Below are 21,649 nucleotides of genomic sequence, written 5' to 3'. Positions count from 1 at the left end.
TCGAATAATATTTCCGTGCGCCGCACAAACGTCGGCGCACGGTTATTTTGCCCTGCCATTTCCTGCAAGATAAAATTTAATTTCTTCACTACTCAAGTTTAGACCACCGGGATACTATTTATCCCTTAGCTAGCGCCCTTCGCGCTGGCATTTTTATGCGTTTTTTAAGGCAAGGGGAGCTGTATGCTTATCGGTATTAAGCCGTGGTTCGAGGTTCAGGCAACCGCATGAATATCATCAGCATTATCATGTCTGCGGGCAAATCCTCGGTGGATGTCGCGTTGTACACGCTTATTCCTATCATGGTGGTGATGTTATTCATCATGAAATATCTGGAAGTGAAAGGTGTGCTGGATTTTGTGGTACGTCATTCCACACCGTTATTAAAACCTTTAGGTATTACCGGACTGGCATTATTTGCCCTGATCCAGCTGAACTTTGTCAGTTTCGCCGCGCCGTTAGCGGCATTAGCGATTATGGAAAAACGTGGCACTTCCGATCGCCATATGGCGGCCACGCTGGCGATGCTGTTTGCCATGGGGCAAGCCAACGCTTTTTATCCGCTGATTCCTGCCGGGCTCAACTGGAGTGCCGCGATACTCATCTCCATCTGCGGCGGGGTGCTGGCGGCAGCCACCACTTATCATTTCTTTGGGCGCAAGCTCTCGGATGCAGCGCTGCTCAATGAAGATGAAGCCGTTGCGAATAATGAAAGCAAAATGGGACTGATCGCCATCATCAACAGCGCGGGTGCGGACGCGATTCGTCTGGCGCTGGGATCGCTGCCGATGCTGATTCTCTCACTGTCGGTGGTGGGGATTTTGAAAGAGTCCGGCGGGATTGAGATGCTTACCCGGCTGGTTTCTCCGCTGCTGGACAGATTCAACATCTCTGAAGTGTATATTCTGCCTGCACTGACCAAATGCCTGGCAGGCGGCACCGCCTACTACGGCGTGGTAGCCGGGCTGGTCGATAAAGGTTTATACAGTGCGCACAACATCAACGCCTCGGCGGGTTGGTTTATTCAGACCTTTGATTTACCGGGGATTGGTATCTTCCTTGGCCTGTCGAGTCGTTTCCCGCGTCTGTTCCGTTTCGCCGTGCCGGGCATCATCCTCGGCATTGCGCTGCGCGGTGTGGCACACGCTCTGATATTTTAATTAACCCTGGCGCTGAAAGACTTATTCAGCGCCTTGTTTAAATAACACTACAATTCCCGCGTGTTATTTTAAATTAACCCTATTCCTTTCATCGTTATTTTCATCAGTTGCATCACCTTTAATTATCGTACTATTATCACCAGCATGGTTTTGCACAAACCCATTAATCCCGATGAATTATCCGGTTAATTAATTCCTTAATTACATTGCAGGTAATATTCCTGTACGTCATCTATTGATACGCAGATAGGGTAGATCCATGAGCGGTAAGCAAATAACGTGGAATGGCGGGTTACAACCTGAAGCCATCGAGATTTTGTCCCAGGACGGCGGCATGATTGTGAGCCCAACGAAAGTCGGTTACATCATCATGACCTCCGATAAAGCCGGGTTAGAGCGTAAGTTTGAAGCCAAGCAGCGCAAGCGCAACAAGCCAGGCGTGGTACTGTGTGGCTCGCTGGAACAACTGCGTTCACTGGCTCAACTGACGCCGGAAATTGATCAGCTTTATCAGCAGCATTGGGATCAGGATATTTTGCTGGGTTGTATTTTACCGTGGCGCGAAGATGCGCTGGCGCGTATTCCGGCTGACGGTTCAAAAGAGCTGATGATGGATGGCCGCCAGACCAGTTGTTTCGTGATTAAATTTGGTCGCCCAGGCGAAAATATTGCGAAAGCGCTGTGGGAAGATCACGGGAAATTCTCCTTCGCCAGTTCTGCGAATCCATCAGGTCAGGGTAACCGTGGTTTGGTTGAAGGAATTGGCGAACGTATTGAATCGCGTGCCGATTTAATTATTGAAGCCAATGACTACGTGAAATCCATTCAGCCTAACGATGAAAATAAAGTGCGCTACGAACAAGGCGTAATGGTGTCGATGGTCGATAGCGAAGGTCGTCTGATTCCACAGCAAAACGGCGAGCGTAAAATCACCCCGTGTCCGGTATTGATTCGCAAAGGCCTTGATGTCGATAAAATCATGGCGTTGCTGTCGGATATCTTCCCGTCATGGGATTACCGCCACGGTGATTACTACTGATGTCACTAGCCTGTTTCCTGGTTTGGAAAACAGGCTAATTCGCGTTACCACTCCACGGTGATTTTGCCGAAGTGTCCCGCCGACTGCTGATGCTGGAAGGCCGCAGGCAGATCGTTCAGCGCACCGTAACTGTCACTGATCACCGGGCGAATACCCGTTTGCTCTAACGCGCGCACGAAATCCTGCTGCTGACGACGATGGCCGACAATCAACCCCTGAATACGCGCCTGCTTTGCCATCAATAGCGAGGTGGGTATCACGCCTTCGAACCCGGTCAGCACACCAATTAACGCGATATGACCGCCCACGCGCACCGCTTCAATCGACTGTGCCATGGTGCCCGGCCCGCCCAGTTCAATCACCACATCCGCGCCTTTGCCCTCAGTCAGCTGCTGAACCGCTTTGCCCCACTCCGGCGTGGTGCGATAGTTGATGCCCGCATCGGCCCCCAGCTCTTTGGCTCTGGCCAGCTTCTCATCCGATGAAGATGTGACAATCACTCGTGCGCCCATCGCTTTGGCAATTTGCAGCGCAGTAATCGACACGCCGCCGGTGCCCAACGTGACGATGGTATCGCCCGATTTAATCTGCGCATCGCCTACCAGTGCGCGCCATGCCGTCAGGCCTGATGTGGTAATCGTCGCGGCTTCGGCATGCCGCCAGCCGCGCGGTGCGAGGGTAAAGTGATGCGCAGGACGCACCACCACTTCGGCGGCAAAGCCGTCTGTTCCATCGCCGGGTGTCTGGGTGAAATTGCCGACCTGAGCAAACGGTAGCCCATCCTGCCACTGTGGGAAGAAACAGGACACCACATGGTCGCCGGGATTAAAGTCGGTGACGCCTGCACCGACCTCTTCGACCACGCCCGCACCGTCCGCCATCATAATGCGATCTTGCTCGGTGGGGATCGATCCGTTAGCCACCAGCAAATCGTGGAAGTTAAGTGAGGTGGCATGGATCGCCACGCGGATCTCTCCGGCGCCCGGTTTACCGGGATCGGGCAGATCCGCCAGCTGCAAGTGCTCTAAACCGCCGGGTTGTTTCAGGATCATCGCTTTCATAACCACTTTCTCCTTAGCAAAACGCTCAATACAAAGCATGCCGCTGCGAAACGTGCATGCCTTCTTTTGTGCGCTAAGTTTGGCAGCGATGCCGCTTCCCTGCCTGTTACTCCGTGCGGTTATGCGAAAAGCTTTTACACATCCGCACGATAGGCTATCTCTTTCTGCAAACGCAGCTCTGCCAGGCGTCGTTCCAGCGCGGCTTCGATATTGTCATACGCCGTGCTGCCCAGTGCCAGACGCAGCGGCATGGCGGGTTGATCCAGCGTGGCGATCATCGCGGTGACAGATTTCGCGGCATCGCCTTTGATCGCGAACTCGCCAGACATAATCGCGCGGCGCACTTCACCGGAGGCGGTGTCCCGATAAACATCCTGCGCCTCAGCAATATCCAGCCCGGCACCAAAGTGAGTGGCGGTTGGACCCGGCTCCACCAGCAGGAAATCGATGCCAAAGCTGGCAACTTCCTGGCGTACCGCTTCAACAAATCCTTCGATGCCCCACTTGCTGGCGTGATACAGGCTGAAGTTGGGATAAGCCACCTGCCCGCCTTCCGAGGAAACCTGCGCGATGCGCCCGCCGCCCTGCTGGCGCAGCAGCGGAATCACGGCGCGAATTAGCTGGATTGAGCCGGTGAGGTTGGTGGCGATCTGACGATCAATCTGCGTATCGCTCAGCTCTTCCGCCGCGCCAAACAGACCATAGGCGGCATTGCTGACCACCACATCGACGCGCTCAACGTTGGCAAATGCCTGCGCGATGGCTGGCGCAATGCTGGCGGTGTTCGCCAAATCCAGCATCATGACCTGTAACTGCCCACCGTATCGCGCTTGCAGATCCGCCATTGCCTCAGTGCGACGTACGCAGGCCAGCACGCGATCGCCACGTGCCAGTAAATCTTCACTCATCAAACGGCCCAGCCCACTGCTGGCACCGGTAATTAACCAGGTTTTCATTTTGTCGTCCTCCGGTTGAAAACCCGATGATAGATCGCTTTACTGGTGGTCATAATCTCCCTAATCGCGCATGACCTGGTGAGGAAATACCACCAATGAGAAGACCTTCCTGGCATGAACTTCAGGCCATCAAAACGTTGGGCGAGCAGCGCAGCTTCCGCCGTGCCGCTGAGATGCTCGGCCTGAAGCGCTCTTCACTCAGCCATCTGGTGAAAGCGCTGGAACAGAATCTGGGGGTACAGCTTTTTCAGCGCACGACCCGCAGCGTATCGCTCACTGATGCCGGGCAACAGTTAATCGATCGCCTCGCTCCACTACTGAATGAAATGGATGAAGTGCTACACGATGTCAGCGCCCGCCGCCAGCAGCACGCAGGCACCTTACGCATCAGTGCCAGCGATGCGGCTATTAGCATCCTGCTGGAAAAAGTGGTGCCGGGATTTTGCGCTGATTACCCGAACATTCAGCTCGATTTTGCCGCGCAGGGTGAACTGGTGGATATCACAGCCGCCGGGTTTGATGCCGGCATTCGGCTGATTGAAGATGTGCCGCAGGATATGGTGGCGATTGCGCTGGGCGGCCCGCTGAATTTTATCACCGTGGCTTCACCGGCCTATCTCGCCGCACACGCCCCCATCAAGCAGCCGCAGGATTTGTTGCAGCAGCAGTGCATTCGCCATCGTCTGCCGAGCGGGAAACGCTATCGCTGGGAGTATGAGAATGCGGGGAAACGCTATGAACTGGATGTACCGGGCACGATCACCTTAGATAATAACGCGCTAATGACCCGCGCGGCCATCAGCGGATTGGGCATTGCTTATGTACCGTCGCTTTACGCCGAAGCGGCGCTGCAATCCGGCCAGTTAGTGGAACTGCTCGCCGACTGGCGGGTGCAGTCGGCAGGTCTGGCCTTGTGGTTCCCGCCCAACCAGCATCAGTCGATGGCGCTGCGGCTGTTTATCGATGCTCTGAAAAACAGCCTGCCGCGCCAGTCGTAATTCAAGCCTGACGCTGTGGCGCTTTGTGCACCATGGTGTAAGCGTAATCCACGCCCATGCCGTATGCGCCGCTGTGCTCACGCACCAGATCCATCACCGCATCGTAGGTTTCTTTGCGTGACCAGTCGCGCTGGTATTCCAACAGCACTTGCTGCCAGGTCACCGGCACCGCACCGGCCTGCACCATGCGCTGAATGGAGCGTTCGTGGGCATCGACGCTGGTGCCGCCTGAAGTATCGGTCACCACGTACACTTCAAAGCCCTCTTTCAAGGCCATCAGGGCCGGGAAAGTCAGACACACTTCCGTCCAAAGCGCTGAAATAATCAATTTCTTACGGCCGGTTTTCTTCACCGCTTCAACGAATTTGGCATCTTCCCATGAGTTCATCGAAGTACGCTCAATCGGCTTCGATTCCGGATGCACTGCCAACAGTTCTGGCCAAATATAGCCGCTAAAACTTTCGGTTTCTACAGAGGTATAAATCACCGGCACGTCGAAAACTTTGCCCGCTTTTGCCAAAGCGACGGTGTTATTTTTGAGCTGCTGGCGATCAATATTGGCGACGCCGAAAGCCATCTGCGGCTGGTGGTCGATAAAGATCAGAGTTGAGTTCTGTGGGTCGAGCAGGTCGAGTTTAGACATGATGTATTCCTCTAAAGTGTTTTTAAATTTGTGTGTTGTGCTGCTGGAATGAACTTTAGAGAAAGGGGCCGCTAAGAGATAACGCAAAGAATTTTACAACTTGTTCAAACTGTTTTTAGAAGACTGATTTAAAAAGATAAATTAACACTCAACACAGCAATTTCAGCCTCAAATGCGCTGTTTTTCACATTGCTTCCGGTGTATCAGCAGGCGTAACCTGTGCCAACAAAATCATAAAAAAACACCATCGCAAAATGATCGTACGTCCTCGTCAACACTGGTTCATCAGGTTGTTTGACTGGCACGGCTCGGTGCTGGTTAGCATTGTGTTTCGCCTGTCGCTCAACCTGCTGATGTCGGTGATCGCCATTATCGGCTATCCGTGGTACTCCACTTTCGGCATTCACCTCACGACTGCACCGTTCAGCTTGATTGGCGTGTCGATTGCCATCTTTCTTGGCTTCCGCAATAACGCCAGCTATGCGCGTTTTATCGAAGCGCGCACGCTGTGGGGCAATATGCACATCACGCAACGCTCACTGCTGCGCCAGATAAAATGCATTCGCGGCATCAGTGAAGCGCAAGTGCAGGAGTTTGTAGGGCTGCAGCTGGCATTTAGCTGGGCAATGAAACATCGGCTGCGTAAAACCGATGCGCAGGCCGATCTGGCGCGCTTGCTGCCGGAGAAGTGGCACAGTGCCGTATTGAGCCATCCGATGCCGACCTCACAGACCTTGTTATGCATGGGCGAATGGCTGGCGCAGCGGCGCGATGAGGGTTTGGTGTCGGATATTGTCTGGCAGAGTATCGATGACAATCTCAATCATCTGTCGGCTTATCTGGGCGGCTGCGATCGCCTTGCCAGCACGCCGATTCCGTTTGCCTACAGCCTGATTCTGCATCGCACCGTGTACCTGTTCTGTACCCTGCTACCGTTTGCGCTGGTGGCGGATCTGCATCTGATGACGCCGTTGGTGTCGGTGTTTATCTCGTACACCTTCCTGTCGCTGGAGTCACTGGCGGAAGAGCTGGAAGATCCGTTCGGCACTGCGCCCAACCATCTGCCACTGGATGCGCTGTGCGTGAATATCGAACGTAATTTGAAGGCGATGAACAATGATTTCCCGTTGCCGGAACCGCGCCAGCCGGATGAGCATTTTAATCTGACGTAAAGCGTCCATTTGCCTGGCGCGCATAACAGCACAGCCGGACATATGGCTAACAGCTCAGACCGACCACATAGCTAACACTTATGTGGTCAGTCTCTTCGGATAATACGTTTTTCTATCCGATTAACTGTGCAGATCCAGCCAGCGCACATACGCCTGATCCCAGAGCGCAGCAGGCGTACCCGCTTTCCCCAGACCAAAGCCATGCCCACCGCTGCTGAGTTCAATCAACTCCACTGGCACCTGCATCCGACGGCAGGCATCGCGCATCATTTCAGTGTTATGGGGATTGGAGGTGTGATCATCTTCCGCCTGCGCCAGGAACGTCGGTGGATATTGTCGGGTGACATAATTCTGCACTGACCAGTTCGCTTCCTGAGTGGGTGTCGCGTGATCGCCTACCATCATCAGGTGCGTCTTGGTGTTCTGATATGGCGCTTCAAGGGTGATGACCGGATAGATCAGGCCAACGCTATCGGCCGTTGGACGGATCTGGTCAAGCGGGTCCTGCGCCGGATAGGTTTCGAAATCAGGACGTGCGGCCGCCATGCCAAGCAGATGTCCGCCAGCGGAGAAGCCGAGCAGATGCACTTTACTCTCCATAGAACGCACCAGACGAATGGCGCGCTGCGCATCCTGCAGCGGCGCGAGGTTGCCCGCCTGCCACTTTTCTCCCGGCAAGCGGTAACTCAGCACATACACGGTGTAACCGTTGGCATTTAACCAGCGCGCCACCGGCCAGGCTTCACGCCCCATGCCGATAAAACGATAGCCGCCGCCAGCCGCCACGATCACCGCTTCGCCGTTGGGATTTTCCGGACGGAAACGCTGAATCGCGGGAGATACAATGTTGGTCCAGGAGCCATTCATACTGACTTTCAATAGCCCAGACGGTCCGCCACCGCCTGGCGGATCGTCTGGCCACAATGGGATGATGTCATCGCGGGCAAACAGTTTGCCCGTGGTCATCGAAAGGACGGTTGCCCCGGTTGCCAACAAAAAGTGACGCCGTGTAAGTTTCATGCCCAGTAGCCAGTATTGAAATAAACATGTCAGCCTTGTGGGCTGCGTCTCGTTATGTGATACGTGTCAACTTTCAACGCTGGCGATTATGTACGCATTTTGTACAAAAGATCCATAGAAAAAGCGCCTATAAAGGCGCTTATTTTATAGTGAATCCGCCAAATTTTTCCGCTAAATGAAAGAGAACACTCGAGATCACGTAATTGGTTAGACGCTGAAATCCCCTAAATAATTCGAGCTGTAGCAAGGCGGCAAGTGCGTGAGTCCCCGGGAGCTTACTTCAGTAAGTGACCGGGGCGAACAAACGCAGCCAACGCCGCTACAGCTTGAAGTATGACGGGGATTTAATTCCCTAAATAATTCGAGCTGTAGCAAGGCGGCAAGGATGCGAGTCTCCAGGAGCTTACTGCAGTAAGTGACTGGGGCGAGCAGACGCAGCCAACGCCGCTACAGCTTGAAGTATGACGGGGATTTAATCCTGTTGCTGGAATTGGGTCATAACTGTTTGCTCGCACTGCTGCTGATTATGGCGCAGCTGCGTGCGTTCATCCTCGCCCAGTTCCATCCAGGCGCTGATCACTTCCTGCGCCGTTTCTTCATTGAATTCAGTCTTATCCATCGCCGAAGAAGACTGGCTGGCAGCCAGCTGAGACTTCATCTTCGCGGTATAGGTATCCAGATCGCTGGTCTTTTTTTCGCTGCTTACCAGATGGCACAGCTGGCTGGCATACACATTCTCTTCGCTGGTGTTATCACCGTCAGCGGCGATGGCACTGGCGGAGAGCGAGAGCCCAACGAGGGCGATTAATATGGCTTTCATAACAGACTCCAGTAATTTCCAGAAAATCACTTTTGATTATGTTGCGCACGTGCCGCCTGACGGGCGGCACGCCAGTTTAATAACGGCGTCACCGTGATGCCGTGCAGTACGATGCTGCACACCACTAACGTCAACGCCATATCCACCATTTGCTCTGCTTGTGGGCCACGCATGCCGTGCACCCAGGCGTAAGCAATGTAATTGATACTGCCGATGCCGCGAATCCCCAGCCAGCCAATGAGCAAACGGCGCATGAGCGGTATCTCACAGCGCCAGGTGGTGATCCATACCGCCAGCGGACGCACGACCACAAACAGCAGCAGCGCGAGGCCAATGCCAGTTAGATTCCAGTGATGCGCCAGCGTGATACCCAGTACTACCATCAGGCCGGCAGCCAGCAGGCGTTCGATGGTATCGCCAAACGACAACGCATCGCCGACTACCAACCCCATTGATTTGACCATACCGCTGCCACCGTGCGCCAGTCGTTGATTGGGATTGACGCGCGCCTCAGCGGGCAAGTATTGCTCCTCTTCTGACAACTCGTCTTGCGGATAGTGCTTTACCACACGCAGCTCAGCGCGACGTAGCCCAACACCCGCCGCAAAGGTGGCGAGGAAGCCGGATGCATCTACCGCTTGCGCCGCCGCATAACTAAGCGCGATGAGTGCCAGCGCGAGAAAATCATTAGGTGCAATATCCTGATGCGCGCTGCGCAACTGGGTCGCCAGTTGGCCAATCAAGCGACCGAGCAGATAGCCAATGGCTACCCCGCCGCCGATGGCCCACAGCCCATCTCTCAACGCCCATTCACTCAAATGGCTGATACTCAGCGTATCGGACTGCATCATGAGCAGCGCCAGCATCAACAGCGGCAGCGCCGATCCATCGTTCATGCCCGCTTCGCTGGAAAGCGCCACGCGTAATGCGTCATCATCGCGCGCATCGTTAACGGAAATCAGGCTGGCCAGCACCGGATCGGTCGGTGCCACAATGGCACCAAATGCCAGCGACAGCGCCCAGTCAAAACCGGTCATCCAGTGCACCAGCAGCGTCATGCCGCCTACGGTGAGAAGCATGGCAGGAAACGCCAGCCGCCCCCCCAGGCGCCAGGCATGGGCTGTGAGTGGCACGCGTAATTTAAGGCCTGTGATAAACAGCGAGGCTGCCATGGCGATTTCGGTGAGATGGGCGGCGAGTTCGGCGTGCCCGAGAATATCGAGTTGCAGCAGATTGAGCAGCCATGGGCCGCAGAGAATACCCGCGAACAGGTAAAGTCCAAATGCGGTCACTGGCCCACGGTGAATCCAACCGGAAGCCAGTGACATGAGAAGTAACAGACCACCGGTAGCGGCAGTCCAGGCCAGGAAGTTCATAACGCTCCGTTTTTAAATAACATTCTCCCTTAAGCCTGGCACAATATACTCAATCAGTTTTTCAGATGGCGGCTCGCCAGACGGATCATTAAAGCAAGCGCAGCGGCGAGTGTGGAGAGTGCTACCACACCGGTCCAGCCAAAGTGCGCCAGCGCCAGGCTTCCAAGTGCCGCACCGGTCGCCATGCCAATAAACACCACGGTAAACATCAACGCATTCAGTCGGCTACGCGCTTCTGGTGCCAGGCTGTAGACCAGCGTCTGATGCGCTACCAGTGTGGCCTGCACGCCCAAATCGAAGCCAATGGTGCTGATGATGATCAGGCCAATCTGAGCCGGAACCGGCAACAGTGGCAGCAGGAACATCAGCGCAAATGACACCATCACCAGCGTGGCACCATACTGGGTGACACGGGCAGGGCCGATGCGATCCGCCACGCTTCCCGCCAGCGGTGCCGCCAGGGCCCCAGCCGCACCCGCCAGACCAAACGCCCCTGCTACTGCACTTTCAAAATGGAAGCGCTCACTCAGCATCAGCGCCAGCGTTGACCAGAAGGCACTGAAACCCACCGACAGCAAGCCCTGTGCCAGTGCGGCACGACGTAGCGTCTGATGATGTTGCCACAGGTGCGCCAGCGACAGCAGCAGACGTGGATAGCTGACAGAGGTGCCCGGTTTGAAGCGCGGCAACACACGCCACAGCGCGAGGCTAATCAGCAGCACGGCCACCGCCGCCACCATGTACATGGTGCGCCAGCCCAGATACTCCGCCACCACGCCACTCACCACGCGTGACAACAGAATACCGACCAGCAAGCCGGTCATCACCGTGCCAACAGTTTTACCGCGACTGCGTTCTGGCGCGAGTGCCGCCGAAGCAGGCACGATGTCCTGTGCCACGGTCGCGGTTAAGCCGGTGACAAAGCTGGCGATCAGTAACGCGTTGATGCCGCCCGAGAAGCCACACAGCAACAGCGCGGCGACCAGCATCAGTCCTTTAATCAGGATAATGGTGCGGCGGTCATGGCGGTCACCGAGCGGTGCCAGCAGCAGAATACCGAGTGCATATCCCGCCTGGGTCAGCATCGGCACCATACCAACACTGCCGATACCGACGTTAAATTGTTTGCTGATGATATCCAGCATCGGCTGACTGTAGTAAATCGATGCCACGCTAAGCCCGGCACCTGCAGCAAGCGTGAACACCAGCGGCGCTGGCAGTTTTTCAGCTGGCAATGCAGTAGATTGCGAAATGGCTGACATAGTGAATTCCCCCGTGAAAGTGCGCTTATTAAAGCGCGTCACGGCCATACGCGGTAGACTCATCAAACACAGAACTGTTATGCACGGTGCGTATGAGCAATCCAACCAGTATTGACCGCATTGAACTGATGCAGACCTTTATACGTATTGTCGAAAGTGGATCGCTGTCAGCCGCCACTGCGCAGTTGGGCACGACACAACCCACCATCAGCCGCCGGTTGCAGGCACTGGAACAGCGGTTAGGACTGAAGCTGATTCTGCGCACCACCCATGCACTAAAACTCACCGATGACGGCGAACGTTGCTATGCGCAGGCGCGGCAGTTGCTGGCGACCTGGCACGCGCTGGAAGATGAACTAACAGGTTCCAGTGACGACCCGATTGGCACACTGCGCGTGCGTGCACCCCATGCATTTGGACAAGACCAGTTGATCGATCCGCTGGTGGATTACCTGCAGCGCTACCCGCGCTTGACGGTGGAGTGGATGCTCAATGATCGCACGCCGGACTTTATCAGTGAAAACGTCGACTGTGCGATTCAGGTGGGTGCAGTAAACGATCCCTCGCTGGTGGCGATTCTGCTGGCTGAAGTGCCGCGCTTTGTGGTGGCCGCACCTTCACTGCTGGCACAGCATGTGCCGATTGAGGATGTCAGCCAGCTCACCGAATTACCCTGGCTGGCACTGACCAGCTTTTACCGCAATGAGCTTGCACTACAGCGCTTGAGTGATGGGCAGCCGATGAATCTGCCGATTGCGCCTCGCCTCGCCAGCGACAGCTTATACGCCATTCGCAAAGCCGCGCTGGCGGGCATGGGTGCGGCGATTGTGTCGTCGTGGGTAGTACAGGAGGACTTAGCAAAAGGGGATTTGATTCAGCTGGTGCCCGAGTGGCAAGCGCCGCCGCTGCCGGTGTGGCTGACCTATCCGTGGGCCAGCTATTATCCCGCTCGTATGCGGCAGTTTTTTGCGATGATCAGAGAGGTGATGCCGAAACTGGCGGGCACACAGCCGGTGCGGTGAGGGGCCAGGGCGCCATAATGGCGCACCTGGCACACCAAATTACTTCTTCTCGACCTTCGACATATTATCCAGCCAGCCCATCACGAAGGCCGACAGCACAAAGGTCAGGTGGATAATCACGTACCACATCAGCTTGCTGTCATCGACATTGCGCGCGTCCATAAAGATGCGCAGCAGGTGGATCGATGAAATCGCTACAATCGAAGCCGCGACTTTGTTCTTCAGCGAGCCGGAATCCATCTTGCCCAACCAGCTCAGCTTCTCTTTGTTCTCATCAATATCCAGCTTAGAAACAAAGTTCTCATAGCCAGAGAGCATCACCATCACCAGCAATCCGCCGACCAGCGTCATGTCCACCAGCGACAGCAGCAGCAGAATCAGATCGTTCTCAGCAATGCTGAGTATGTTGGGCAACAGGTGAAAAATTTCCTGGAAAAATTTAACGGTCAGCGCCAGCAGCCCCAGCGAAAGTCCAATGTAAACCGGTGCCAGTAACCAGCGCGATGAATACATCAGGTTCTCGATAAAACGTTCCATAATTTCCCATTAATCAACAGACAAGTGGTCGATTATAACCGAACTTGTGTGAAGTTATTTCAGCGGTTCTTCAGAAATTTCAGGGGCCGCTGGCAGCGGCAGTGACAAGCGAAACTCTGCGCCCCCTTCCGGTCGGTTTTCCGCCCAAATACGCCCGCGATGGGATTCAATAATGGTTTTACTGATCGCCAGACCGAGCCCGACACCCGGCACCGCCGACTCCTTATCGCCGCGCGCAAATTTGTCGAAAATGCGCGTCATATTCTCTTCGGCGATCCCTGGGCCGTTGTCCCAGACGGCAATCTCCAGCCGCTCTTTGTCACGCCAGGCGCGAATGCCGTGCTGCGCGGCGTTGCCGGCATATTTGAGGCTGTTCTCGATCAGGTTGGTGAACACCCGCTCCAGCATCGCGCTATCGCCTTTGATCAGCACCAGTTCCGGCGGCAAATCGAGTGCAAAATCGTGTCCTTTCAATGAGGGGCCCATACTGCTCAGCGCCCCGCCAATCACTTCATCCAGCGCCACCCACTCCTCGCGCAGGTTGAGTCCACCAGACTGAATACGTGCCATATCCAGCATATTGCTCACCAGCCGAATGGTGCTTAACGTCTGTTCCCGAATCTGGTTCGCCTGGCCGACATATTTTGAGTTATCGCCGGCCAAATCCAGCATCAGCATTTCCGCCTGACCGAACAGCACCGTCAGCGGGGTTCGCAGGTCGTGTGAAAGTGCCGATAGCAGGGCATTACGCAGTTGCTCACGCTCTGCCGCCAAACGAGACGCCGCTTCACTCTGTGACAGCGCCATGCGTTCCAGCGCGTTGGCGATCAACACCGTGAAGGTTTCCACCAGACGCTGCTGTTCAGGGATCATCAGCTGGCGCAGGTTTTCCGGCTCCACCACCAACAGTCCACGGCAGTGATTGCCGCTCTTTAAGGGCAAAATCTGGTACGGCACCGCTGGCAAGGTATCGGTGCCTGCACCGGCGGGCTGTGCTTTGCTAAAGCTCCATTTGGCGATGCCGAGATCGGGCGGCGTACCAATACTGCTCTCACCCACCGCCTGTAACTCGCCCTGCTCATCCGGCAGCAGCAGCTGGCTGCGTGCCTGCAAGGTGACATCAATCACGCGCTGGCTGGTGGCGGCGATATCCTGCGGCGTGAGCGCGCTGCCGAGCGATTTTGCCATCTCATACAAATGCCGCGCACGCTGTTCACGATAGCGCGCGACTTTAGCCTGATAGCGCACGCCTGCTGTCAGGTTCCCGACGATCACCCCTACCGCCAGCATCACCGCGAAGGTCACCAGATACTGCAAATCCGATACCGCCACGGTGCCGGTCGGGGCGACAAAGAACAGGTCAAAAGCCAGGATGTTGATCACCGTGGCAAACACCGAGGGCCAGCGGCCAAAGCGCAGCGCGACTAACACCACGGCTAACAGATAAATCATCACGCCGTTGGCCGGATCGAACTCCACCAGTAGCCAGCGACCTACGATCGTCACCAGAATACACAGCGCAATCGCCATAAGGCAGCCGCGCAGATGCAGCCGCCACTTATCACTGTTGGCCTGTTTACCGCCCATCGGATGCGGCGCGTCGCGCACCGGTTCGTCCAGTGCCACCACCAGCAAATCGAGGTCTGGGCCAAGCTGGCCCAAACGCTGGGCAAAACTGTCGCGCCGCCAGCGCCGTTGCGGCTGACGACCGGTGACGATTTTGCCGAGATTATGCTCGCGCGCGTAACGCAGCACGGCGCGGGCTTCATCGGGATCGGACAGGGTGGCGGTTTCCGCACCCAGCTCTTGGGCCAGTTGCAGCGTGCGTAAAATGGCACGACGACGTGCTTCCGGCAGGCGATTCAGACGCGGCGTTTCTACGTATACTGCGTGCCACTCGCTGCCGAGACGCGCGGCTAAACGCGCGGCGGTGCGCACCAGTTTTTCACTGCCGGTGTCATCGCCGATGCACAATAAAATGGCGTCACGTGTGTGCCAGACTTTGTCGCGGCCTTGCTGGTCGCGCCAGGCACGCATCTGGTCGTCCACGCGGTCTGCGGTGCGGCGCAGTGCCAGTTCGCGCAGGGCAAACAGGTTGCCTTTGCGGAAGAAGTTTTCAATCGCGCGCTCGGCGCGATCGCCGACGTAGACTTTGCCCTCTTTCAGCCGCTGACGCAGATCGTCCGGCGGCAGATCCACCAGCATCACCTCATCGGCGCTATCGAAAAACGGATCGGGGACGGTTTCTCGCACCTGGATGCCGGTCACGCCACCAACCACATCGTTGAGGCTTTCCAGATGTTGCACGTTGACGGTGGTGATCACGTCGATGCCCGCTTCCAGTAGCTCTTCGATGTCCTGCCAGCGTTTGGGATGGCGCGAACCCTGCACATTGGTGTGTGCCAGTTCGTCCATCAGGATCACCGCCGGATGACGCGCCAGCGCCGCATCCAAATCGAATTCCGCGTGCCGCGAACGTCCGGTGGCGCGACGCGGCAATACCGCCAGGCCATTGAGCAGCGCAGCGGTTTCTTCACGTCCATGGGTTTCCACCACGCCCGCCAGCACATCGAGGCCTTGCGCACGTAAACGCTGCGCCTCCTGCAGCATGGCGAAGGTTTTCCCCACGCCCGCGCAGGCGCCAAAGTAGATTTTCAGCTTACCGCGATGGCTGTCGCTGTGATTCAGCAACAGCGCATCGGGATCGGGGCGGGTGATTTCATCGTTCATCAGTTATCCGTCGAGAAAAGCGCGATAAATCGCGCTATCAATCAATTATCCCTGCAGCGCATCCAGCGCCATATTCAGCCGCAACACGTTCACCGTCTCTTCACCGATAAACGGCAGCAGCGGACGCTCAGTGTTACGGGCAATCAGCGCTTCCACATCCTTCAGCGCCATATTGTGCGCTGCCGCCACACGCGGTGCCTGCCACAATGCGGCTTCCGGTGAAATATCCGGATCGAGCCCACTCGCCGATGCGGTCACCAGCTCAACCGGTACCGCAGTTGGAGCCTGTGGATTGGCGGTGCGCAGGGCAGCCACGCGCTCGTCCACCGCTTTATCCAGTGCCGGATTGCTCGCCGCCAGGTTGCTGCCGCTGGAAGCCAATGCGTTATAGGGCGCATCGCCGGTTGCCGATGGACGGCCCCAGAAATGGCCGGGCTGCGTAAATACCTGACCAATCAAATCGGAACCGCGCTCCGCGCCATCCTGCTCAATCAACGAACCGTTGGCCTGTGACGGAAACCACCACTGCGCTAAGCCGGTGGTCAGCAGCGGATAGACCGCGCCGGTTAACAGCGTCAGCAGTATTAACAATACAATAGCCGGACGTAACTGACTCATTTCTCTTCTCCTTAAACCAGGCCAAACAGCGTCAGCAGCAGGTCGATGGCTTTAATGCCAATAAACGGCACCACTAATCCGCCGACACCGTAAATCCACAGGTTGCGACGCAGCAGCGCGGCAGCACTCATTGGGCGATAACTCACACCTTTCAACGCCAGCGGGATCAGGAACACAATCACCAGCGCGTTGAAAATGACCGCCGACAAAATCGCTGAGTTCGGTGAGTGCAGATGCATCACGTTCAGCATATTGAGCTGCGGATAGGTGGCCGCAAACGCCGCCGGGATAATGGCAAAGTACTTCGCCACGTCGTTGGCGATACTGAAAGTGGTCAGCGAACCGCGCGTCATCAGCATCTGTTTACCAATGTGCACCACTTCCAGCAGTTTGGTCGGGTTGGAATCGAGATCGACCATGTTCCCGGCCTCTTTTGCCGCCTGAGTGCCCGAGTTCATCGCCACTGCCACGTCCGCTTGCGCCAGCGCGGGGGCGTCGTTGGTGCCGTCGCCGGTCATCGCCACTAAACGCCCTTCCGCCTGATACTGACGAATCAGCGCCAGCTTGGCTTCTGGTGTGGCTTCCGAGAGGAAATCATCCACGCCCGCTTCTGCCGCGATGGCCGCCGCCGTCAGCGGGTTATCGCCGGTAATCATCACCGTCTTAATGCCCATTTTGCGCAGCTCGGCAAAACGTTCTTTGATGCCGCCTTTGACGATATCTTTTAGCGCCACCACGCCCAGCACCTGTGCGCCTTCGGCCACCACCAGTGGTGTGCCACCCGCGCGCGCCACTTCTTCGACGCTGGCGTTCACTTCTGCCGGGAAACGGCCGTTGTTGGCTTCGATATGGCGGCGAACCGCGTCAACGGCCCCTTTACGAATCAGACGATCCTGCACGTTGACGCCGCTCATGCGCGTCTGTGCCGAGAACGGAATAAAACTCGCGCCCATGCTGCTGAGATCGCGTTCGCGCAGGTTAAATTTTTGCTTCGCCAGCACCACGATGCTGCGCCCTTCCGGGGTTTCATCCGCCAGCGAGGCCAGCTGCGCGGCGTCCGCTAACTGCTGCTCGGTGACGCCAGGTGCAGGCATAAACTGCGTCGCCTGGCGGTTACCCAGCGTGATGGTGCCGGTTTTATCCAGCATCAGCACATCGACGTCGCCCGCTGCTTCCACCGCACGACCGCTGGTGGCGATGACGTTTGCACCGAGCATGCGGCTCATCCCCGCCACGCCAATCGCCGACAGCAAGCCGCCGATAGTGGTCGGAATCAGACACACCAGCAGCGCCACCAGCACCGTTACGCTCACCGGCGTGCCGCCGTAGGCCGAGAACGGCCACAGGGTGGCCGTCGCCAGCAGGAACACGATGGTCAGCGACACCAGCAGAATAGTCAGCGCGATCTCGTTCGGCGTTTTGCGACGTTTGGCACCTTCGACCATGGCAATCATGCGATCAAGGAAGGTTTCGCCCGGATTGACGCTGCACTGGATCACCAGCCAGTCGGACAGAATGCGCGTACCGCCCGTTACCGACGAAAAATCGCCACCGGATTCACGGATCACCGGAGCCGATTCGCCGGTAATCGCACTCTCATCCACTGACGCGCCGCCTTCCAGCACTTCGCCGTCACACGGGATGATGTCACCCGCTTCCACCAGCACCATGTCGCCTTTACGCAAGGTGTCTGCCGCTACCGGCTGCCACTGCGCGCCATGACGTGGCTCAGCCAGCTTTTTCGCATCACTGGTTTTGCTGATGCCTTTCAGGCTGTTGGCCTGCGCCTTACTACGCCCTTCCGCCAGCGCTTCAGCGAAGTTGGCAAACAGTACCGTGAACCACAGCCAGATGGCGACACCGGCGGTGAACCCGGCGTTACCGCTCAGATGGCCTGTCAGCATGCCGATGGCCAGCAGCGAGGTCAGAACGCTGCCGAGCCACACCAGGAACATTACCGGGTTGCGAAACTGCACGCGCGGATCGAGTTTCTTCACCGCATCCAGCACCGCGGTTTTCGTCAGCGCTGCATCAAACAGCGCCAGTTGTTGACGACTCATGATTCCGTTATCCCTGAATTAATTGCAGATGTTCCGCCACCGGGCCGAGAGCCAGCGCGGGGATAAAGGTCAGTGCCCCCACCAGCAATACGGTGCCAATCAGCAGCGCGATAAACAGTGGACCGTGGGTCGGTAACGTACCGTTGCCCACCGGCTGGATTTTCTTCGCCGCCAGTGAGCCAGCGATCGCCATCACCGGAATGATGATGCCGAAGCGTCCCACCAACATGCAGAAGGCCAGCAACAGGTTCCAGAACGGGGTGTTGGCGCTCAAACCGGCAAAAGCACTGCCGTTGTTGTTAGATGCAGACGAAACGGCATACAGCACTTCGCTGAAGCCGTGGATGCCTGGATTCGCCATACCGGCGCGCCCTGCATCCGTCATCATTGCCAGTGCAGTGCCGAGCAGCACCAGGGTAGGCGTCACCAGAATCGCCAGTGCGGTCATTTTCATCTCCCACACGTCGATTTTTTTACCCATGTATTCAGGTGTGCGACCAATCATCAGACCGGCGATAAATACCCCGAGCAGCACGAACAGCAGCATGCCGTACAACCCGGCACCGACGCCGCCGAACACCACTTCACCCAGCTGCATCAGCCACATCGGCACCATGCCGCCCAGTGCAGTAAAGGAGTCATGCATGGCATTCACCGCACCGCACGAGGCTGCGGTGGTGATCACCGCAAACAGGCTGGAGTTGAGGATGCCAAAGCGCGTCTCTTTGCCTTCCATGTTGATGGCGCTGTCTGCACCGAGTGCCAGGAAGTGCGGATTACCGCGCAGCTCTGCCCACATCACGGTAACCACCGCCAGCACAAACATGATGGTCATCGCCCACAGCAGCATGTGGCCCTGACGGCGGTCGCCCAGATGCTGACCGAAGGTGAAGCACAGCGCCGCCGGGATCAGAAAGATACTCAGCATCTGCACGAAGTTGGTCAGCGCGGTCGGGTTTTCAAACGGATGGGCTGAGTTAACGTTAAAGAAGCCGCCGCCGTTGGTGCCGAGCATTTTGATCGCTTCCTGCGAAGCCACCGGACCGAGTGGCAGCGTTTGCTTCGCCCCTTCCAGCGTGGTGAGTGCGTGATAAGGCTCAAACGTCTGGATGCTGCCCTGATAAACAAAGAACAGCGCTATCAGCAGGCTGATCGGCAGCAGCACATACACCGTGATACGTGTCAGGTCGCGCCAGGCGTTGCCCAGCGTATCCAGTGAGCGATTGGCAAAACCACGGATCAGCGCAAAAGCCACTGCAATACCGGTCGCCGCCGACAGGAAGTTTTGCACCGTGAGGCCCGCCATCTGGCTAAAATAGCTCACCGTGCTTTCGCCCGCGTAAGCCTGCCAGTTGGTGTTGGTGACAAAGCTGACGGCGGTGTTGAGCGCCAGATCCCAGCTTAGATTAGGCAGGTGTTGCGGGTTGAGCGGCAGCGACCCCTGCGACATCAAAATCGCCAGCAATAATAAGAACCCCAGCGCGTTGAACAGCAGGATCGCCAGCAGATAGTGCGGCCAGCGCATCGCGCCACTCTCCACACCGGCCAGCCGCCACAGCGCCCGCTCGGTACGCGGCAACAGCGGCTTGTCGGCCACTAACACCGCAAGAAAACGCCCCAGCGGTTGTGCCAGCACCATTAGCACCAGCAGATAGACCGCAATCAGTAAAAACGCATTCGCAGCCATCAGAATGCCTCCGCATTAAGCAGGGCATAGATCAGGTAGCCCAACAAGATAAACACCAGCACGATGCCGGCAATCACGCCCACGCTCACAGCAACCTCCAGAGGATTAGGTAGTGCTGCTAGCATGCGCGGCGCGGCATAAAGAAGGGGTAAAAAGGCGGGAATCCGGCGTAAAGAAAGTATAAAAATGCTGTCGAATTAGGCGGTTTCCAGTGCCCAGATGCGATTGAGGTCGATGTTCTGCCACAGGCCACTGTCTTCGGCCCCCGTGATACTGTCGGTGCAGAACGAATCCCCGAGATCCAGCTCTTCCGGTTTCACTTCACGTTGCGCGTGTAAAGACCAGAACACATGCACTTTGGGTTTTAACAGCGATTTTTCACCGGCCTGCACCACCAGCGCCACGCGCCCGGATGCCAGTCTTACCAACGATCCCACCGGATAAATGCCGATGGTGCGCACGAAAGCATGCAGCAGCGTGTTGTCGAAGTGACCGCGCCAACTCAGCATATTGTGCATCGCTTCGGCGGGGGTCCAGCCTTTGCGATAGGGGCGATTTGAAGTCACGGCATCGTAGACATCACACACCGCAGCCATGCGTGAAAACAGCGAGATCTCTTCCGCTTTCTGGCCATGCGGATAACCACTGCCGTCAAATTTCTCATGATGATGTAGCGCGATATCCAGCAGGTCTTCACCCGCATCGGCTTCCATGAGCATCTGCGCACCGACAATCGGGTGCTGACGCATCACGGTAAACTCTTCTTCAGTGAGCTTGCCGGGTTTATTGAGGATCTCCAGCGGCACTGCCGATTTGCCGACATCATGCAGCAAACCGCCCATGCCCACGCGCCGCTGCTGGTGTTCATCGAGCCCCATTTTTTTGCCCAGCGAGATCATCAACCCGCACACCGCCATGGAGTGCAGATAGGTGTAATCGTCGTGATTTTTCAGCCGCGCCACGCTAAGCAGCGCAGTGGGTTCACGGGTAATCGATCCGGCTATTTCGTCCACCAGGTCCATCGTATAATTGAGGTCCAGCCCCTGACCCATACGCGCTTCGTTGAACATCGCCAGCACCTGCGGCTTGCCCTGATTGAAGATGGTTTGCGCCTGGTCCAGCTCTTTGAAAAATGGGGTTTGCGGAATGGCTTTCTTCGGCGCAGGCTTCGCAGGTGCCTGTACCGACTTATCAATATCGATCCAGATCTGCTGGATCCCTTCGTTGCGGATCATCGCGATCTGGCGTTTATCGGTGATCAGCATTTGGTTGCGAATGCGTTTGTCCTTGAGCCACCAAACCTCCAGTTTGTGGATGAACATTCCTTGCCGCAATTCGTCAACGGTAATCAGCTTTATCACGATATCTCTCCTTAATATCAGTGGATGGTAAGGAGAGGTATCGGCAGCTGAGCAAATAATCTTCAGGAGTGATTTGTGCGATCTGTGAAGGGGGAAGTGATTTGGATTAGCGCAATAAATTTGCACT

At 56.5% G+C, this 21,649-nt stretch carries 19 protein-coding genes; 5 read left to right on the top strand and 14 right to left on the bottom strand.

The window, feature by feature from the left end:
- The first annotated feature begins 227 nt into the window (after window positions 1-227).
- Window positions 228-1,160, top strand: a complete 933-nt coding sequence (locus JK231_RS18420; RefSeq protein WP_211729208.1) for a nucleoside recognition family protein — start codon at window positions 228-230, stop codon at window positions 1,158-1,160.
- Between the two features lie 259 nt (window positions 1,161-1,419).
- Window positions 1,420-2,199: a Sua5/YciO/YrdC/YwlC family protein gene (locus JK231_RS18415; RefSeq protein ID WP_182059279.1), complete on the top strand. Its 780-nt coding sequence runs from the start codon at window positions 1,420-1,422 to the stop codon at window positions 2,197-2,199.
- A 44-nt stretch (window positions 2,200-2,243) separates the two neighbouring features.
- On the opposite strand, the gene JK231_RS18410 is transcribed toward JK231_RS18415, so the two are convergent.
- Window positions 2,244-3,260, bottom strand: a complete 1,017-nt coding sequence (locus JK231_RS18410) for an NAD(P)-dependent alcohol dehydrogenase (RefSeq protein WP_097119408.1) — start codon at window positions 3,258-3,260, stop codon at window positions 2,244-2,246.
- A gap of 134 nt (window positions 3,261-3,394) precedes the next feature.
- Window positions 3,395-4,216 (bottom strand): SDR family oxidoreductase, encoded by an 822-nt coding sequence (locus JK231_RS18405; RefSeq protein WP_211729207.1) that lies wholly within the window; start codon window positions 4,214-4,216, stop codon window positions 3,395-3,397.
- A gap of 95 nt (window positions 4,217-4,311) precedes the next feature.
- Between JK231_RS18405 and JK231_RS18400 the strand changes: the two genes are divergently transcribed.
- Entirely contained in the window at window positions 4,312-5,214 is a 903-nt protein-coding gene (locus tag JK231_RS18400) for a LysR family transcriptional regulator (protein WP_097119410.1), read from the top strand.
- A 1-nt stretch (window position 5,215) separates the two neighbouring features.
- On the opposite strand, the gene JK231_RS18395 is transcribed toward JK231_RS18400, so the two are convergent.
- A complete protein-coding gene (locus tag JK231_RS18395) occupies window positions 5,216-5,857 on the bottom strand; it encodes a hydrolase (RefSeq protein WP_034819796.1) in 642 nt (213 codons plus the stop codon).
- A 254-nt stretch (window positions 5,858-6,111) separates the two neighbouring features.
- Here JK231_RS18395 and JK231_RS18390 point away from each other — a divergent pair, with 254 nt between their 5' ends.
- On the top strand, window positions 6,112-7,029 hold the full coding sequence (locus tag JK231_RS18390) for a bestrophin family ion channel (RefSeq protein WP_097119412.1): 918 nt from the start codon (window positions 6,112-6,114) through the stop codon (window positions 7,027-7,029).
- A 120-nt stretch (window positions 7,030-7,149) separates the two neighbouring features.
- On the opposite strand, the gene JK231_RS18385 is transcribed toward JK231_RS18390, so the two are convergent.
- From JK231_RS18385 to JK231_RS18370, 4 genes are all read right to left on the bottom strand, one after another.
- The gene (locus JK231_RS18385) at window positions 7,150-7,995 is read right to left on the bottom strand and encodes an alpha/beta hydrolase (protein WP_034819812.1); all 846 of its coding nucleotides are present in this window, start codon (window positions 7,993-7,995) and stop codon (window positions 7,150-7,152) included.
- Window positions 7,996-8,521: 526 nt separating this feature from the next.
- On the bottom strand, window positions 8,522-8,869 hold the full coding sequence (locus tag JK231_RS18380; RefSeq protein ID WP_211729206.1) for a hypothetical protein: 348 nt from the start codon (window positions 8,867-8,869) through the stop codon (window positions 8,522-8,524).
- Between the two features lie 26 nt (window positions 8,870-8,895).
- Window positions 8,896-10,245, bottom strand: a complete 1,350-nt coding sequence (locus JK231_RS18375) for a cation:proton antiporter (RefSeq protein ID WP_211729205.1) — start codon at window positions 10,243-10,245, stop codon at window positions 8,896-8,898.
- Between the two features lie 53 nt (window positions 10,246-10,298).
- Window positions 10,299-11,507, bottom strand: coding sequence for an MFS transporter (locus tag JK231_RS18370; RefSeq protein WP_211729204.1), 1,209 nt, complete (start codon window positions 11,505-11,507; stop codon window positions 10,299-10,301).
- A 92-nt stretch (window positions 11,508-11,599) separates the two neighbouring features.
- On the opposite strand from JK231_RS18370, the gene JK231_RS18365 reads away from it, so the two are divergent.
- Window positions 11,600-12,529 (top strand): LysR family transcriptional regulator, encoded by a 930-nt coding sequence (locus JK231_RS18365; protein ID WP_211729203.1) that lies wholly within the window; start codon window positions 11,600-11,602, stop codon window positions 12,527-12,529.
- Between the two features lie 39 nt (window positions 12,530-12,568).
- Here JK231_RS18365 and JK231_RS18360 read toward each other — a convergent pair whose 3' ends face one another.
- From JK231_RS18360 to JK231_RS18330, 7 genes are all read right to left on the bottom strand, one after another.
- Window positions 12,569-13,066: a TIGR00645 family protein gene (locus JK231_RS18360; RefSeq protein ID WP_034819827.1), complete on the bottom strand. Its 498-nt coding sequence runs from the start codon at window positions 13,064-13,066 to the stop codon at window positions 12,569-12,571.
- 54 nt (window positions 13,067-13,120) lie between these two features.
- The gene (gene kdpD, locus JK231_RS18355; protein WP_211729202.1) at window positions 13,121-15,796 is read right to left on the bottom strand and encodes a two-component system sensor histidine kinase KdpD; all 2,676 of its coding nucleotides are present in this window, start codon (window positions 15,794-15,796) and stop codon (window positions 13,121-13,123) included.
- A 45-nt stretch (window positions 15,797-15,841) separates the two neighbouring features.
- Window positions 15,842-16,414, bottom strand: coding sequence for a potassium-transporting ATPase subunit KdpC (gene kdpC, locus JK231_RS18350; protein WP_211729201.1), 573 nt, complete (start codon window positions 16,412-16,414; stop codon window positions 15,842-15,844).
- Window positions 16,415-16,425: 11 nt separating this feature from the next.
- Window positions 16,426-18,474, bottom strand: a complete 2,049-nt coding sequence (kdpB, locus tag JK231_RS18345) for a potassium-transporting ATPase subunit KdpB (RefSeq protein WP_211729200.1) — start codon at window positions 18,472-18,474, stop codon at window positions 16,426-16,428.
- A 7-nt stretch (window positions 18,475-18,481) separates the two neighbouring features.
- Window positions 18,482-20,161, bottom strand: a complete 1,680-nt coding sequence (gene kdpA, locus JK231_RS18340) for a potassium-transporting ATPase subunit KdpA (protein ID WP_160833773.1) — start codon at window positions 20,159-20,161, stop codon at window positions 18,482-18,484.
- Window positions 20,161-20,250 carry a K(+)-transporting ATPase subunit F gene (gene kdpF / locus JK231_RS18335; RefSeq protein WP_100701897.1) on the bottom strand — a complete coding sequence of 30 codons (90 nt, stop codon included), beginning with the start codon at window positions 20,248-20,250 and terminating at the stop codon, window positions 20,161-20,163. Before kdpF ends, kdpA begins: the two co-directional genes overlap by 1 nt.
- A 108-nt stretch (window positions 20,251-20,358) precedes the next feature.
- Window positions 20,359-21,522: an HD-GYP domain-containing protein gene (locus JK231_RS18330; RefSeq protein WP_211729199.1), complete on the bottom strand. Its 1,164-nt coding sequence runs from the start codon at window positions 21,520-21,522 to the stop codon at window positions 20,359-20,361.
- Window positions 21,523-21,649: the final 127 nt, after the last annotated feature.

It is taken from the genome of Pantoea sp. JGM49, assembly GCF_018257655.1.
GTDB lineage: Bacteria > Pseudomonadota > Gammaproteobacteria > Enterobacterales > Enterobacteriaceae > Pantoea > Pantoea communis.
Note: the sequence above shows the minus strand (reverse complement) of the source record. Positions and strands in the feature narration are given on the sequence as shown.